The organism is Dysosmobacter acutus (assembly GCF_018919205.1).
GTDB classification, from domain to species: domain Bacteria; phylum Bacillota; class Clostridia; order Oscillospirales; family Oscillospiraceae; genus Oscillibacter; species Oscillibacter acutus.
Map to the genome: position 1 here is coordinate 332,715 of NZ_JAHLQN010000001.1, position 13,493 is coordinate 346,207.

At 62.6% G+C, this 13,493-nt stretch carries 10 protein-coding genes and 1 other annotated feature (1 of these 11 only partly in view); of the genes, 6 read left to right on the top strand and 4 right to left on the bottom strand.

The genetic code is table 11. The features are described from left to right. Window positions 1-370 precede the first annotated feature (370 nt). The 6 genes from KQI82_RS01535 to nrdD all read left to right on the top strand — a co-directional run bounded on the left by KQI82_RS01535 (window position 371) and on the right by nrdD (window position 8,170). Entirely contained in the window at window positions 371-1,159 is a 789-nt protein-coding gene (locus KQI82_RS01535) for a ZIP family metal transporter (protein ID WP_216557738.1), read from the top strand. A gap of 133 nt (window positions 1,160-1,292) precedes the next feature. After that, window positions 1,293-1,811 carry an RNA polymerase sigma factor gene (locus tag KQI82_RS01540; protein ID WP_216557741.1) on the top strand — a complete coding sequence of 173 codons (519 nt, stop codon included), beginning with the start codon at window positions 1,293-1,295 and terminating at the stop codon, window positions 1,809-1,811. After that, window positions 1,798-2,667 carry a nucleoside triphosphate pyrophosphohydrolase family protein gene (locus KQI82_RS01545; protein WP_216557744.1) on the top strand — a complete coding sequence of 290 codons (870 nt, stop codon included), beginning with the start codon at window positions 1,798-1,800 and terminating at the stop codon, window positions 2,665-2,667. The genes KQI82_RS01540 and KQI82_RS01545 overlap by 14 nt, the downstream gene beginning before the upstream one ends. 122 nt (window positions 2,668-2,789) lie before the next feature. After that, entirely contained in the window at window positions 2,790-5,225 is a 2,436-nt protein-coding gene (locus KQI82_RS01550) for a class I SAM-dependent methyltransferase (RefSeq protein ID WP_216557747.1), read from the top strand. Window positions 5,226-5,250: 25 nt separating this feature from the next. Next, window positions 5,251-5,814 carry an NUDIX hydrolase gene (locus tag KQI82_RS01555; protein WP_216557750.1) on the top strand — a complete coding sequence of 188 codons (564 nt, stop codon included), beginning with the start codon at window positions 5,251-5,253 and terminating at the stop codon, window positions 5,812-5,814. 196 nt (window positions 5,815-6,010) lie between these two features. After that, window positions 6,011-8,170, top strand: a complete 2,160-nt coding sequence (gene nrdD / locus KQI82_RS01560; RefSeq protein ID WP_216557754.1) for an anaerobic ribonucleoside-triphosphate reductase — start codon at window positions 6,011-6,013, stop codon at window positions 8,168-8,170. 210 nt (window positions 8,171-8,380) lie between these two features. Here nrdD and ilvD read toward each other — a convergent pair whose 3' ends face one another. From ilvD to ilvB, 4 genes are all read right to left on the bottom strand, one after another. Continuing rightward, on the bottom strand, window positions 8,381-10,042 hold the full coding sequence (ilvD, locus tag KQI82_RS01565; RefSeq protein ID WP_216557757.1) for a dihydroxy-acid dehydratase: 1,662 nt from the start codon (window positions 10,040-10,042) through the stop codon (window positions 8,381-8,383). A gap of 3 nt (window positions 10,043-10,045) precedes the next feature. Beyond that, complete coding sequence (gene ilvC, locus KQI82_RS01570) at window positions 10,046-11,062, bottom strand: ketol-acid reductoisomerase (protein WP_216557760.1); 1,017 nt, start codon at window positions 11,060-11,062, stop codon at window positions 10,046-10,048. Window positions 11,063-11,126: 64 nt separating this feature from the next. Beyond that, window positions 11,127-11,651 (bottom strand): acetolactate synthase small subunit, encoded by a 525-nt coding sequence (ilvN, locus tag KQI82_RS01575; RefSeq protein WP_216557762.1) that lies wholly within the window; start codon window positions 11,649-11,651, stop codon window positions 11,127-11,129. A gap of 12 nt (window positions 11,652-11,663) precedes the next feature. Next, window positions 11,664-13,328: a biosynthetic-type acetolactate synthase large subunit gene (gene ilvB, locus KQI82_RS01580; protein ID WP_216557764.1), complete on the bottom strand. Its 1,665-nt coding sequence runs from the start codon at window positions 13,326-13,328 to the stop codon at window positions 11,664-11,666. Between the two features lie 69 nt (window positions 13,329-13,397). After that, window positions 13,398-13,493 (bottom strand) — a binding site (T-box leader) (it continues 176 nt past the right edge of the window).

Sequence of the window (13,493 nt, forward strand, 5' to 3'; positions counted from 1 at the left end):
ACAAAATGAGGTACTCTTTCGGGATTGTTTCCATGTCTCTTACTGTTCCTTTCCTAAGTTTCCCTTCTCATCTCTCGCCTCCGATGGTCTTATGTTACCTTCTTCCCGACGCAAATTTTGTCTGATTAGCGCGAAATTTTAAAAAATTTTACTAAAAAAGCAGAATGGTTACAAAAAACTATATATTTTGATCAATTTTATTTGTTTCGTATTGATCCGTTGAATTACTTTACATTTGCGATATACTTGCGGTATACTTTTTTTAGAGCTGCGCAGTATGAACCACATGGGGCTGGAGGACTTTCCCCCGGCCGCTTTTGGTCCGGGACTGCGGTTTCCCCCCGGAATCGCTTGCAAAGGAGAACAATCTATGCTGCAAAAAGAGTTGTATTTCGCCGCCATGGGCACTGGCTTCACCTGTCTCGCCACGGTATTGGGCGCGGCCATGGTCTTTTTCTTCCGGAAAGAGATGCGGCCTGTTACTCAGAAGATTTTCCTTGGCTTTGCCGCAGGCGTGATGATCGCCGCGTCGGTCTGGTCGCTGCTGATTCCGGCCATGGAGATGGCGGAGGCGGCGGGCCAGAATGTGCTGCTCCACGTGGGCGGCGGATTTTTGCTGGGCGGCGCCTTTTTGATGCTGTTGGATGTGCTGCTGCCACACCTCCACATGGGAAGCAATGAGGCTGAAGGCCTTCCCTCCCACTGGCGGCGCACCACCATGATCGTCCTCGCTGTGACGCTCCACAACATCCCCGAGGGCATGGCGGTGGGACTGGCCTTTTCCGTTGCCGCCCAGGATGCCGGGAGCCTTTCCGGCGCGCTGGCCCTGGCGCTGGGCATGGGACTTCAGAACTTTCCGGAGGGCGCCGCGGTGTCGCTGCCCCTCAAGTCCCAGGGGGTGAGCGGACCCAAGTCCTTTGCCTGCGGCGCGGCCTCCGGCGTGGTGGAGCCCATCTTTGGCATTCTCACCGTGCTCATCGCCAGCAGCATCACCGGCATCATGCCTGTGATCCTCTCCTTTGCCGCCGGGGCCATGCTCTATGTGGTTGTGGAGGAGCTGATCCCCGAGGCCCACCTGGGGGAGCATTCCCACAGCGGCACCGTCAGCGTCATGGCCGGCTTTCTGGTGATGATGCTGCTTGACGTGATGTTGGGCTGATCCGATCCTGAAGACGCGGCGTGATGTGCATGCACACCACGCCGCAGTTTTATTCTTTTTCAAAAAGAAGTGAACCTTTCCTCTTCTGCGGGGGTATAGAGGGTAGATGCGCGCATCTGAAAGGAGGCATACCGTGGAAGACTACATCTCCGATGCCCTCAGGGGGGATCACCAGGCCTTTTCTCACCTCTATGATCAGTTTGCCCCGGCGGCCCTGCGGCTCAGCGCCGCCATCACCCGCAGTCGGGACCTTGCCGAGGACGCTGTCCAGGAGGCCTTTCTCCGGGCATACCGGAAGGGCTATCAATGCACGGACCCAAGCCGGTTCCGGCCCTGGTTTTTCCGCATTGTCATCAATGAAAGCCGCCGCGTCCTGCGGAAAAATCCAGGGGAGGCAGCGTTGGCCGCCGACCTCCCGGCTCCCTCCTTTGCCGAGAAATCGGACCGGGCCCTGGCCGTCGCCGAAGCGCTGGACCACCTTTCGGCGGAGCACAGAAGCGTTTTGGTCCTGCGGTTTTTACTGGAGCTGAGTGAGCGGGAGATCAGCGAGGTCCTGAAAAAACCTGTGGGGACGGTGAAGTCCCGCCTCCACTATGCAAAAGAGGCGTTGGCCCGGCAGATGGAAGAGGAGGAACACCATGACCGATCTTGAACTGAAGCAGGGCCTGTCCCTGTATACCGACCAAGCCCTCCAACGCCAGGAGGCGGTGAAAGCGGGCATAATGCATCAGCTGAACGCAGGCAAAACGCGAAGACGCCGTCCGGTCCGGCTGCTGGCCGCGGCCGCCTCCGTGGTTCTCATCCTGTCCGCTCTGGCCTTTACCCCTCCCGGCAGGGCTTTGGCCCATGCCGTCGGGGAGAATCTCTCCGCCCTTTGGGAGACGCTGTTCCCGCCAAGAGAGCTCCCCGTCCTTCCGGAGGGGCTGGAGGAGCGCCCCCTTCACACGCCCCAGGTGGAGGCCGGCGAATCTCACCCCGGCTTTGTGCTCTATGCGGACGAATCCCTCTACACCGCCACCTGGGAGGAGGAGTGTTATGTCATCCGCCCCATACCAATTTCCTATACCCGGGAGGACGCGGAGCGGGACCTCGCGGCCCAATTGGAGGCGTTGAGCCCTCAGGAGGCCCAGGATCGGATCGACCAGTGGATCAAGCAGCGGGAGGATGCCCTTTCCCTCCTTCCCCCCTGCCGGCTTGAACTCTCCCATCGGGAGGGCGTGACCCCTCAGGAGGACGCGGAGTCCATGCGGGAGGAACTGGGAGACATCTATGAAGCCGTCTCCGACATCGCTTCGTCCTATCTGTTGGAGGGGCTGTTCCTCCACGCCGACAACGGGACGGCGTGGGACGCGGAGCTCCTGGAGTGCCACTTTGTGGATGACGGGCAGGGCGGAACCTACCGCATCTGCTCCTATCTCTTCACCGAAGCCATAGAGGGGCATGGGATGCGGTTCAATGCAATGATCTCCTCATTCCAGGTCCTAAGCACTCCGGATCACGCATCCTGAGCGTTTTGGAACAGGCAGGCCGGACGCATCTTGTTAAGATGCGTCCGGCCTTTTTTGCGTGTCCCTTGATTCGCCGCTCCGCCTGCTGTACAATAGCTGTATTCTGAGGAGGGGGAGGGCCTATGGACCGGATCAGCTTTCTTGTGAACTCCCTTCGGCGGGAGAGCAGCCCCCACTGGACGCCCATCCGCCGCGCGGTGGGCGCATTCTGCCGCCATCTGGACGAGCCCGGACCGGAGCGGCCCCTGACCGCGCTGTGGGAACGGGAGCTTTCCGCTCTCTACGGTGATCCTGGGCCGGTGCTGTGCCGGAACAACCGGGTGGATCCGGCTGCCCTGGGCCGTCTCTACGGTGTCTCCTGCGGCGGCGGCCTGACCCACCTGCTCCAGGGCATTCTGACCTCTTACGGTGTGATCATACGGCTGCTGGCCTTGGACTTCCTTGCCCCGGGCGCCCGGTATTCCTGGGGGGAGCTGTTGGACGGCTCCTGCTTCCGGCGGCTGGGCCGGGGCTGCTGCGGGGAGGAGGACTGGTGCTGCTGGCTCCTTGCCCGCTGGGACGCGGAACTGTCCGACGCCTGCATCGGTCTGAGGGACCTTTTGGAGGGACTGCCCGGCTCCAAAGTCCCGGAGCGGCCGGAAGCCATTCAGGCGCTCTACCAGCAGCTGCTGCCTCAGCCCATCCGCCACTGCCTGGGAGAATTCTACACACCGCCCTGGATGGCGGAGGGGATGGTAAAAGAAGCCCTCCGCCGCTGGCCCGGCCCCCGCCGCGTCCTGGACCCAACCTGCGGAGGCGGCGTCTTTCTCCTTGCCGCCCTCCGGGCCGCGCCGGGCTGCTGCTTAGCAGGCCTTGACATCAACGCCTTCGCGGTGTTGGGCGCCAGAACCGCCCTGCTCTTTGCCGGCGCCGACCCCCGTTCCGTGCTCCACTGCGATCTGCTGGCGCTGCCCCGATGGGAAGATGATGTCCTGGTGGTGGAGGACGGCTGCGGCGGACAGCTCCGGCTGCGCCGCGAGGCCTTTGACAAGATTGCACATCAGGGCCTGGACGCCCCGATGAAGGAGGTCTGCCGCCTGTGCGGCCTTCCACCGCCCAAGGGCGCGGCGGACCGGGTGCGGGTGCGGATGCTCCTGAACCGGGCACTCTCCGCCGCCCTGCCCCCCGCGGACCTGCTGGTCGGGAACTTCCCCTGGGTCAGCTGGGAGTACCTCTCTCCGGCGGAGCGGCAGCGGGCGCTGCCCCTTTGGCAGCGCTACGGTCTCTTCCCCCACCGGAAGATCGAGAAGAGCTTTGCCAACGAGGATGTCTCCGCGCTGATGCTCTGCCTCTGCCTGGACCGCCTGGTGGTCCCCGGAGGCGCGGCGGCGGTGGTGCTGCGCCAGGCCCTGTTCAAGTCCCGGCGAAACGGCGCCTCCTTCCGCCGCTTTCAGGCGGGCTCTACGCCTTTTTGCGTGGTGCGCCTGGACGACTTTTCCGCCCTTCAGCCCTTTGCGGACGTGTCGGTGGCCGCGGCTGCCGCCTATCTTGAGACCGGGCGGCCTCAGCGCTACGACGTACCCTGCTTCCTCTGGGGCGGGCGGGTGAACCGGCTGATGCACCGCCCCGGCTCCACCGCGGCGGAGGTATTCGCCGCCGCTGAGATCACACAGGCTCTGGCCCGGCCCAGCGTGGCCGGCGATCCCTGCTCCGGCTGGATCACCGTCCGGGCGGAGGAGGCGGATTCGCTCAGGGGCCTTTTGGGCTCCAACCCCTACCGCGCCCGCTCCGGCGTATTCACTGGCGGGGCCAACGGCGTCTACTGCCTGCGCGTCCTGGGCCGCTCCCCGGGCGGTCTGCTGATCCGGAACCTGAGCGATCAGGGCAAGCGGCAGGCGGAGGAGGTTATCGCGGAGATAGAGCCGGACTATCTCTACCCCATGGCGCGGGGCAGCGACCTCCAGCAGTGGAGCGTCCGCCCCTCGGCCTATCTCCTGTGCCCCCACACGGTCCGGACCCGCCAGATGCCGGTGGATGGAGAGGTCCTCCGTGCCCAGGCCCCGCTGACCTGGGCGTACCTGTGCCGCTTTCGGGAGGTGCTGGACCAGCGCAGAGGCTTTGCCGGGTGGGAAAAATTCATCCAGCAGAGCCAGTTTCACGCCATTTTACGGGTGGGCGCCTACACATTTTCCCCCTACAAGGTGGCTTGGCGATACATCTCGAAGCGCTTTTTCTGCGCGGTGCTCCCCCCCATGGACGACCCCTATCTGGGACGCACCATTCCCCTCCCCAATGAAAAGCTGATGTATCTTCCGGTGGAGCGGGAGGAGGAGGCCTATTACCTCTGCGGCGTGCTCAGCTTTACATCGGTGCGCCGGTGCGTGGAGGGCTACATGAACCCCACCAGCATCTCCGCCTATGTGGTGGAAAAGTTGGCCATACCGCCCTTCGCCCCCGACTCGCCCCTCCATCTGGAGATCGCTCACTGGTGCCGCCTGGGCCACCTGTCCTCCACGGAGGACGGGCGCCTTCAGGTCCAGCAGCGTCTGGACCAGCTGGCCAGGGCCCTCTACCCCTGAATATGAAAGAGAAAGGAAGGATTTTATGAATGACCTGATTGCCCAGATAGAGCGCTACCAACCCTGGAACGAGCAGGAGGAGCGGGACCGCCTGCTGCTGCTGCGTCTGCTGCGAACGGACGGGACCATCTTTTCCCGGGAAAACGACGCCTACCACATGACGGCCTCCGCCTGGGTGGTCAGTCCCGACCGGACCCAGGTGCTGATGGCCTACCACAACATCTACCGTTCCTGGTCCTGGCTGGGCGGCCACGCCGACGGCGAGCAGGACCTGCTGGCGGTGGCGGCGCGGGAGGTCCGGGAGGAGAGCGGCATACGCTCGGTGCTGGCGGTCTCCAGGGAGCCCTTTTCCCTGGAATCCCTCACCGTGGACGGCCACGAGAAGCGGGGCAGGTACGTATCCTCCCACCTGCACCTCAACGTCACCTACCTGCTGGAGGCTGACCCGGAGGAGCAGGTGGCCTCCAAACCCGACGAAAACAGCGCCGTGGGCTGGTTTCCCCTGCAAAAGGCCGTGGAGATGTCCACAGAGCCCTGGTTCCGGGAGCGGATTTATCAAAAATTAAATGCGAAGCTTTTGGCCCGTTAACCTCCCGTGCACCGGCGGAACCTCTCCGCCGGCGCACTTTTTCACTCCCTTTGGCGGCAGCGGACAACAATCTTGCGGAGCCCTGTTGCAATTGGCACTTGCCATACTGCATCTTGCGGTATATACTGGGAAAGCACCGTAAGATTATACTACATGTTGTGACAGTGAGAACCGGAATCAGGGGGAGAATTTGCTTATGAAAGTACTGAAGAGAAATGGCGCGGAGGTCGCCTTTGACATTGACAAAATCATCGCCGCCATCACCAAGGCCAACGCCGTGGTGGAGGAAGAGGCCCGGATGACGCCGGTGCAGATCCGGCGCATCGCCGAGTCCGTGGAGCTCAACTGCCAGAAGATGAACCGCTCGCCGTCGGTGGAGGAGATTCAGGATCTGGTGGAGCATCAGATTATGGCCCACGGCGCCTTTGAGGTGGCCAAGCGCTACATCACCTACCGGTACACCCGCTCCCTGGTCCGCCGCAGCAACACCACCGACGACAAGATCCTCAGCCTCATCGAATGCTGCAATGAGGAGGCCAAGCAGGAGAATTCCAACAAGAACCCGGTGGTCAACTCCACCCAGCGGGACTATATGGCTGGCGAGGTCTCCCGGGACATCTCTGAGCGCATCCTGCTGCCCGGCGACATCGTGGAGGCTCACCGGGAGGGCGTCATCCACTTTCACGACACGGACTACTATGCCCAGCACATGCACAACTGCGACCTGGTGAACCTGGAGGACATGCTGCAAAACGGCACCGTCATCACCGGAACCATGATCGAGCGGCCCCACAGCTTCTCCACCGCCTGCAACATCGCCACCCAGATCATCGCCCAGGTGGCCTCCAACCAGTACGGCGGACAGTCCATCTCCCTGGCCCATCTGGCGCCCTTTGTCCAGGTCAGCCGGGAAAAAATCCGCAAAATTGTGGAGCAGGAGATGGAGGTCATCGGCGCGGCTCCTTCGGAGGAGACCCTTTCCAAGCTGGTGGAGGTCCGGCTGCGGGACGAGGTGCGCCGGGGCGTGCAGACCATCCAGTACCAGGTGCTGACGCTGCTCACCACCAACGGCCAGGCGCCTTTTGTCACCGTGTTCATGTATCTGGGCGAGGCCAAAAGCGACCAGGAGAAAAAAGACCTGGCCATGATCATTGAGGAGACTCTGGAGCAGCGCTATCAGGGCGTGAAAAATGAAGACGGCGTCTGGGTCACGCCGGCCTTCCCCAAGCTGATCTATGTTCTGGAGGAGGACAATGTCCACGACGACTCCCCCTATTACTATCTGACCCGCTTGGCGGCCAAGTGCACCGCCAAGCGCATGGTGCCCGACTACATCTCCGAGAAGAAGATGAAAGAGTTCAAGGAGGGCAACTGCTTCCCGGTCATGGGCTGCCGGTCCAACCTGTCCCCCTGGAAAAACGACAAGGGCGAGTACCAGTTCTACGGGCGGTTCAACCAGGGCGTGGTGACGCTGAACCTGGTGGATGTGGCCCTCTCCTCCGGCGGGAACCAGGAGAAGTTCTGGCAGATCTTTGACGAGCGGCTGGAGCTCTGCTACCGGGCGCTGATGTGCCGCCACAACCGGCTCAAGGGCACCCTCTCCGACGTGGCGCCCATCCTGTGGCAGTACGGCGCCTGCGCCCGGCTGAAAAAGGGCGAGACCATCGACAAGCTCCTGGTGGGCGGCTACTCCACCATCTCCCTTGGATATGCCGGGCTCTATGAGTGCGTGAAGTACATGACCGGCAAAAGCCCCACCGACCCCACCGCCACGCCCTTTGCCCTGCGGGTGATGGAGCACATGAACGAAGCCTGCGCCAGGTGGAAGGAGGAGACCACCATCGGCTTCGGCATCTACGGAACGCCTCTGGAATCCACCACCTACAAGTTTGCCAAGTGCCTCCAGCGCCGCTTCGGCGTCATTCCCGGCATCACCGACAAGGGCTATATCACCAACAGCTATCACGTCCACGTTTCCGAGGAGATCAACGCCTTTGATAAGCTCTCCTTTGAGGCCCAGTTCCAGCACCTGTCCACCGGCGGCGCCATCAGCTATGTGGAGGTGCCGGACATGCAGCAGAACCTGGAGGCGGTTCTCCAGGTGATGAAGTTCATCTACGAGCACATCATGTACGCCGAACTGAACACCAAAAGCGACTACTGCCAGGTCTGCGGCTGGGACGGGGAAATCCGGATCGTGGAGGAGGACGGGAAGCTGCTGTGGAAGTGCCCCAAGTGCGGCAACACGGACCAGGCCAAGATGAATGTGGCCCGGCGCACCTGCGGCTATATCGGCACCCAGTTCTGGAACCAGGGCCGCACCCAGGAAATCCGCGACCGGGTGCTCCACCTGTAAGCGAATATTTGAAAAAACGCGCCGCACAATCTTGTGCGGCGCGTTTTTTGCTGTCCATATATGGGCGGGAGCCGGAAACACAAAGCGCCTCCGGCTCCCAAATGAGGAGAAGAATGGTACCAAATTGATATCCTTGTGCCGGGGCCGCCCCGCAGCGTCTGCCAATCCGGCGGCAGCGGGCCGCCCCGGAGCGCACGGCGGGGAGCAGACTTATTCCAGCACCGCGCCCCGGGCCGCCGAGGTCACAAGTTTGGCATAACGGGCAAGATACCCGGTCTTGATCTTGGGCTCCGGACAGACCCAGTCGGCCCTGCGGCGGGCCAGGGTCTCCTCATCCACCATCAGCTCGATCTTGCAGTTGGGAATGTCGATGCGGATCAGGTCTCCCTCTTCCACAAGAGCGATGGGGCCGCCCTGGGCCGCCTCGGGGCACACGTGGCCGATGGAGGCGCCGCGGGTGGCGCCGGAGAACCGGCCGTCGGTGATGAGAGCCACTTCCTTGTCAAGGCCCATGCCCGCGATGGCGGAGGTGGGGTTGAGCATCTCCCGCATGCCGGGGCCGCCCTTGGGGCCCTCGTAGCGGATGACCACCACGTCGCCGGAGACGATTCTGCCCTGGTAGATGGCCTCAATGGCCTCTTCCTCCGAGTCGAATACCCGGGCGGGCCCCTGGTGGGTCATCATCTCCTCCGCCACGGCGGACTGCTTGACCACGCAGCCCTCCGGGGCCAGGGAGCCCTTGAGCACGGCGATGCCGCCATAGGAGGAGTAGGGGTTGTCGATGGGCCGGATCAGTTCCGGGTCTAAGTTTTCCACGCCCCTCAGATTCTCCGCCAGGGTCTTTCCGGTGACGGTCATCACGGAGGTGTCCAGAAGGCCTTTTTTGTCAAGCTCCGCCATAACGGCCCACACGCCGCCGGCCCGGTCCAGATCCTCCATAAAGGTATCGCCGGCAGGAGCCAGGTGGCAGAGGTTGGGAGTGCGGCGGGAGATTTCGTTGGCGTACTCCAGGTCCAGCTCAATGCCGCACTCGTGGGCAATGGCCGGCAGGTGCAGCATGGAGTTGGTGGAGCAGCCCAGGGCCATATCCAGCGTCTCCGCGTTGTGGAAGGCCGCCTCGGTCATGATGTCCCGGGGGCGGAGATTTTGGCGCAGCAGCTCCATCACCTGCATGCCCGCGTGCTTTGCCAGCCGCAGCCGGGCGGAGTACGTGGCCGGAATGGTGCCGTTGCCCCGCAGGGCAAGGCCCAGGCCCTCCGTCAGGCAGTTCATGGAGTTGGCGGTGTACATGCCGGAGCAGGAACCGCAGGAGGGGCAGGCGTTGAGCTCATAGTCCTCCACGCCGGACTCGTCGATCTTTCCGGCCTTGTAGGCGCCCACCGCCTCGAACATATGGCTCAGGCAGGTGCGCCGCCCATCCCGCAGCCGGCCGGCAAGCATGGGCCCGCCGGAGCAGAAGATGGTGGGCACGTTCAGCCGGGCCGCGGCCATAAGGAGGCCGGGCACGTTCTTATCGCAGTTGGGCACCATCACCAGTGCGTCGAACTGATGGGCCAGGGCCATGGCCTCAGTGGAGTCGGCGATCAGGTCCCGGGTCACCAGGGAGTACTTCATGCCCACATGGCCCATGGCGATGCCGTCGCACACGGCGATGGCGGGGAACACCACCGGAGTTCCTCCGGCCATGCGCACGCCGGCCTTCACCGCCTCGGTGATCTTATCAAGGTGCATGTGGCCGGGGACGATCTCATTGTAGGAACTGACCACGCCCACCAGGGGGCGCTCCAGCTCCTCCTTCGTATAGCCCAGGGCGTAAAAGAGGGACCGGTTGGGGGACCTCTCCACGCCCCTTGTCACATTATCGCTTCTCATAGATTACTTCTTCAGCCAGCTCATCATCTTGCGCAGCTCGGCGCCCACCTTCTCGATGGGATGGTCGGCGGCCATGCGGCGCTGGGCCAGGAAGTGAGTTCTGCGGCCGCCGTTGGGGCTCATCTCGGTGAGGAACTCAGAGGCGAAGGTGCCGTCCTGAATCTCCCGCAGGACATTTTTCATCTCCTTGCGGGTTTCTTCGGTGATCAGCCGCTTGCCGGTGCGGTAGTCGCCGTACTCAGCGGTGTTGGAGATGGAGTAGCGCATCTTGGAGAAGCCGCCCTCGTTGATGAGGTCGATGATCAGCTTCATCTCGTGGCAGGTCTCAAAATAAGCCATTTCAGGCTCATAGCCGGCTTCCACCAGCGTGTCGAAGGCCGCATGGATCAGCTCGCAGACGCCGCCGCAGAGCACGGCCTGCTCGCCGAAGAGGTCGGTCTCGGTCTCCTCCTTGAAGGTGGTCTCAAGGATGCCGGCGCGGCCGGCGCCGATGCCGGAGGCGTAGGCCAGGGCAGTGTCCTTGGCCTTGCCGGTGTAGTCCTGCTCCACGCAGATCAGGCTGGGCACGCCCTTGCCCTCCACATACTGGCTGCGGACGGTGTGGCCCGGGCCCTTGGGGGCGACCATGATGACGTCCACATTGGCGGGGGGCACCACGGTCTTGAAGTGGATGTTGAAGCCATGGGCAAAGGCCAGGGTCTTGCCCTCGGTCATGTAGGGGGCCACCTGCTTGTTGTAGATGTCGGCACACAGCTCATCGGGCACCAGCATCATCACCACATCGCCGGCCTTGGCCGCCTCTTCCACTTCCATCACCTTGAAATTGGGGCACTTGGCGGCGAAGGCGGCGGCCTTTTCCCAGTGGGCGGAACCCTTGCGCAGGCCCACCACCACGTTCACGCCGCTCTCGGCCAGGTTTTCTGAATGGGCATGGCCCTGGGAGCCAAAGCCGATGACGGCCACGGTCTTGCCGTCCAGCACACCTAAGTTGCAGTCCTTGTCATAGTACTTGTTGATCATAATTCTTCTCCTTTACAATTTCCCCTCTTCAGGAAAGAGGGATGGATTTTTGACAGTACGAGGCTTATGCCCGGTGGTTTTCCGTATGGTCGTAGGGCATCACGGCGGAGCCGCGGCCAATGGTGGTCATGCCGGTACGGCACTGCTCGATGATGTCGTAGGGCGAGAGCACATCCAAAAACGCGTCGATCTTGCCCGGCTTGCCCGTCAGCTCCACAATCAGGCTGTCCCGGGTCAAATCCACAATTTTCGCCTCGTAGATTTCGCAGATCTCCTTGATGTGGCTGCGCTGGTTCTCCGTGGTGCGCAGCTTTGCCAGCAGCAGCTCCCGCTGAATGGCGGCGGAGGTATCCTCCACCCGGATGGAGCGGACCTCAATGAGCTTTTTGGTCTGAAGGACGATCTGGTCGATGATTTTCTCCTCGCCATGGGTGGCGATGGTGATGCGGGAGATGCCCGGGTCATTGGTCTCCGAAACGGTCAGAGAGTCAATGTTGTAGCCGCGGCGGCCGAACATCATGGCCACCCGGGCCAGCACGCCGGTGTTGTTCTCCACCAACAGCGCCAGGGCCACTTTTTCCTGTGTCATCTTCTCTCCTCCTTACTCCAAGATGATGTCCTGAACCGTCATGCCGGAGGGAATCATGGGCAGCACCCGCTCCTCCCGGTCGATTGGACAGACGATCCAGCTGGGGCCATCCAAGCGCAGCGCCTCATCCAAAACCGCACGGAACTGCTCCGGCGTCTCGGCCCGGAAGCCCCGGGCGCCAAAGCCCTCCGCTATCTTCACATAGTCGGACTTACGCTCCGGCTCCGTGCACATGTAATGGCCGTCGTAAAAGGAGGTCTGCCACTGGCGGACCATGCCCAAGACCTTGTTGTCCATCAGAACGGTGATGACCTGGAGGTTGTTGGACACGGCGGTACAGGCCTCGTTCATGTTCATGTGGAAGGACCCGTCGCCGGTGACGTGGATCACCTTTGCACTCCCGCCCAGCGCCACCTTCGCGCCGATGGCCGCGCCGTAGCCAAAGCCCATGGTGCCAAGACCCCCGCTGGTGATGAAGCCCCGGGGCTTGGTCTTCTTGCAGTACTGGGCCGCCCAGATTTGATGCTGTCCCACATCGGTGACCACCACCGCGTCCTCGCCGGCCTCCTGGCCGATGATCTCCATGATGGTGTGGGGGTGCAGGACGCCGGGCTCGGAGGCGGGATAGTAGTCCTTCTGGCGCCAAAATTCGATCTTCTCCTGCCAGCCGGAGCGGTCCCGGGGCTCCACCAGGGGCAAAAGAGCGGTCAGGGCCGCCTTCAGGTCCCCGGCCACCGCCAGGGAGGAGGGAACGTTTTTATCAAACTCGCTTGGGTCGATGTCAAAGTGGACCACCTGCGCCTTGGGCGCAAAGGCGTCGGTCTTCAGCGCCACCCGGTCGCTGAAGCGGGTGCCCACGGCCAGCAGCAAATCCGCCTGGTCGATGGCCGTGTTGGCCACCATGCTGCCGTGCATGCCGATCATTCCCAAATCAAGCTCATCGCCAAAGCCGATGACGCCGGTGCCCATGATGGTGTGGCAGGCGGGAATATGGGCCTTGCGGACAAACTCCACCAGCTCGCGGGAGGCGTTGGCGCTGATGACGCCGCCGCCAAAGCACAGCACTGGGCGGTGGCTTCTGGCCAGCAGGGCCGCGGCCTGGCGCAGCTGCTGCATATCGGGCTGCATGGGGGCCTCCGGCGCTGCCGGCGGCTCCGGGGTATACTCGCACGTTGCGGCGGTGATGTCCTTGGGGATATCCACCAGCACGGGCCCCTTGCGGCCGCTGGAGGCGATGCGGAAGGCGGTGCGCAGGGTGTGGGCCAGGCGGGTGATGTCCCGCACGGCGTAGTTGTGCTTGGTGATGGGCGTGGTGATGCCGGTGATGAATACCTCCTGGAAGCTGTCCTTGCCGATGAGCTCCGTGCCCACGTTGGCGGTGATGGCCACCATGGGGATGCTGTCCAGATAGGCGGTGGCGATGCCGGTGACCAGGTTGGTGGCGCCGGGGCCGCTGGTGGCCAGGCACACGCCGGTCTTCCCGGTGGCGCGGGCGTAGCCGTCCGCGGCGTGGGACGCGCCCTGCTCGTGGGCGGTGAGATAGTGGGTGATCCGGTCCCGGCGCTGGTACAGCGCGTCGTAGATGTTCAGCGCCGCGCCGCCGGGATATCCGAAGAGATTTGTGACACCCTGCTCAATGAGCACTTCCACAATGATCTCTGCCCCTGTCAATACCATGTAATCTCCCCCTATGTTGTAATTCTCTGTCAATAAAAAGCAAAAGACGCCTTTGTCTCTTTTACATAGAAAAGAGACAAAGGCGTCATAAACGTCTCTGCGGTACCACTCTTATTGCCCGCCTTCCGCGCTGCACTGCGAAAGGACGAACCCCTCATGGACATC

What these genes read in the sequence shown, in the direction of transcription:
- KQI82_RS01535 (WP_216557738.1), top strand. Translation starts at nt 371, where the DNA reads ATGCTGCAAAAAGAGTTGTATTTCGCCGCCATGGGCACTGGCTTCACC.
- KQI82_RS01545 (WP_216557744.1), top strand. Translation starts at nt 1,798, where the DNA reads ATGACCGATCTTGAACTGAAGCAGGGCCTGTCCCTGTATACCGACCAA.
- KQI82_RS01550 (WP_216557747.1), top strand. Translation starts at nt 2,790, where the DNA reads ATGGACCGGATCAGCTTTCTTGTGAACTCCCTTCGGCGGGAGAGCAGC.
- KQI82_RS01555 (WP_216557750.1), top strand. Translation starts at nt 5,251, where the DNA reads ATGAATGACCTGATTGCCCAGATAGAGCGCTACCAACCCTGGAACGAG.
- nrdD (WP_216557754.1), top strand. Translation starts at nt 6,011, where the DNA reads ATGAAAGTACTGAAGAGAAATGGCGCGGAGGTCGCCTTTGACATTGAC.
- ilvD (WP_216557757.1), bottom strand. Translation starts at nt 10,042, where the DNA reads ATGAGAAGCGATAATGTGACAAGGGGCGTGGAGAGGTCCCCCAACCGG.
- ilvC (WP_216557760.1), bottom strand. Translation starts at nt 11,062, where the DNA reads ATGATCAACAAGTACTATGACAAGGACTGCAACTTAGGTGTGCTGGAC.
- ilvN (WP_216557762.1), bottom strand. Translation starts at nt 11,651, where the DNA reads ATGACACAGGAAAAAGTGGCCCTGGCGCTGTTGGTGGAGAACAACACC.
- ilvB (WP_216557764.1), bottom strand. Translation starts at nt 13,328, where the DNA reads ATGGTATTGACAGGGGCAGAGATCATTGTGGAAGTGCTCATTGAGCAG.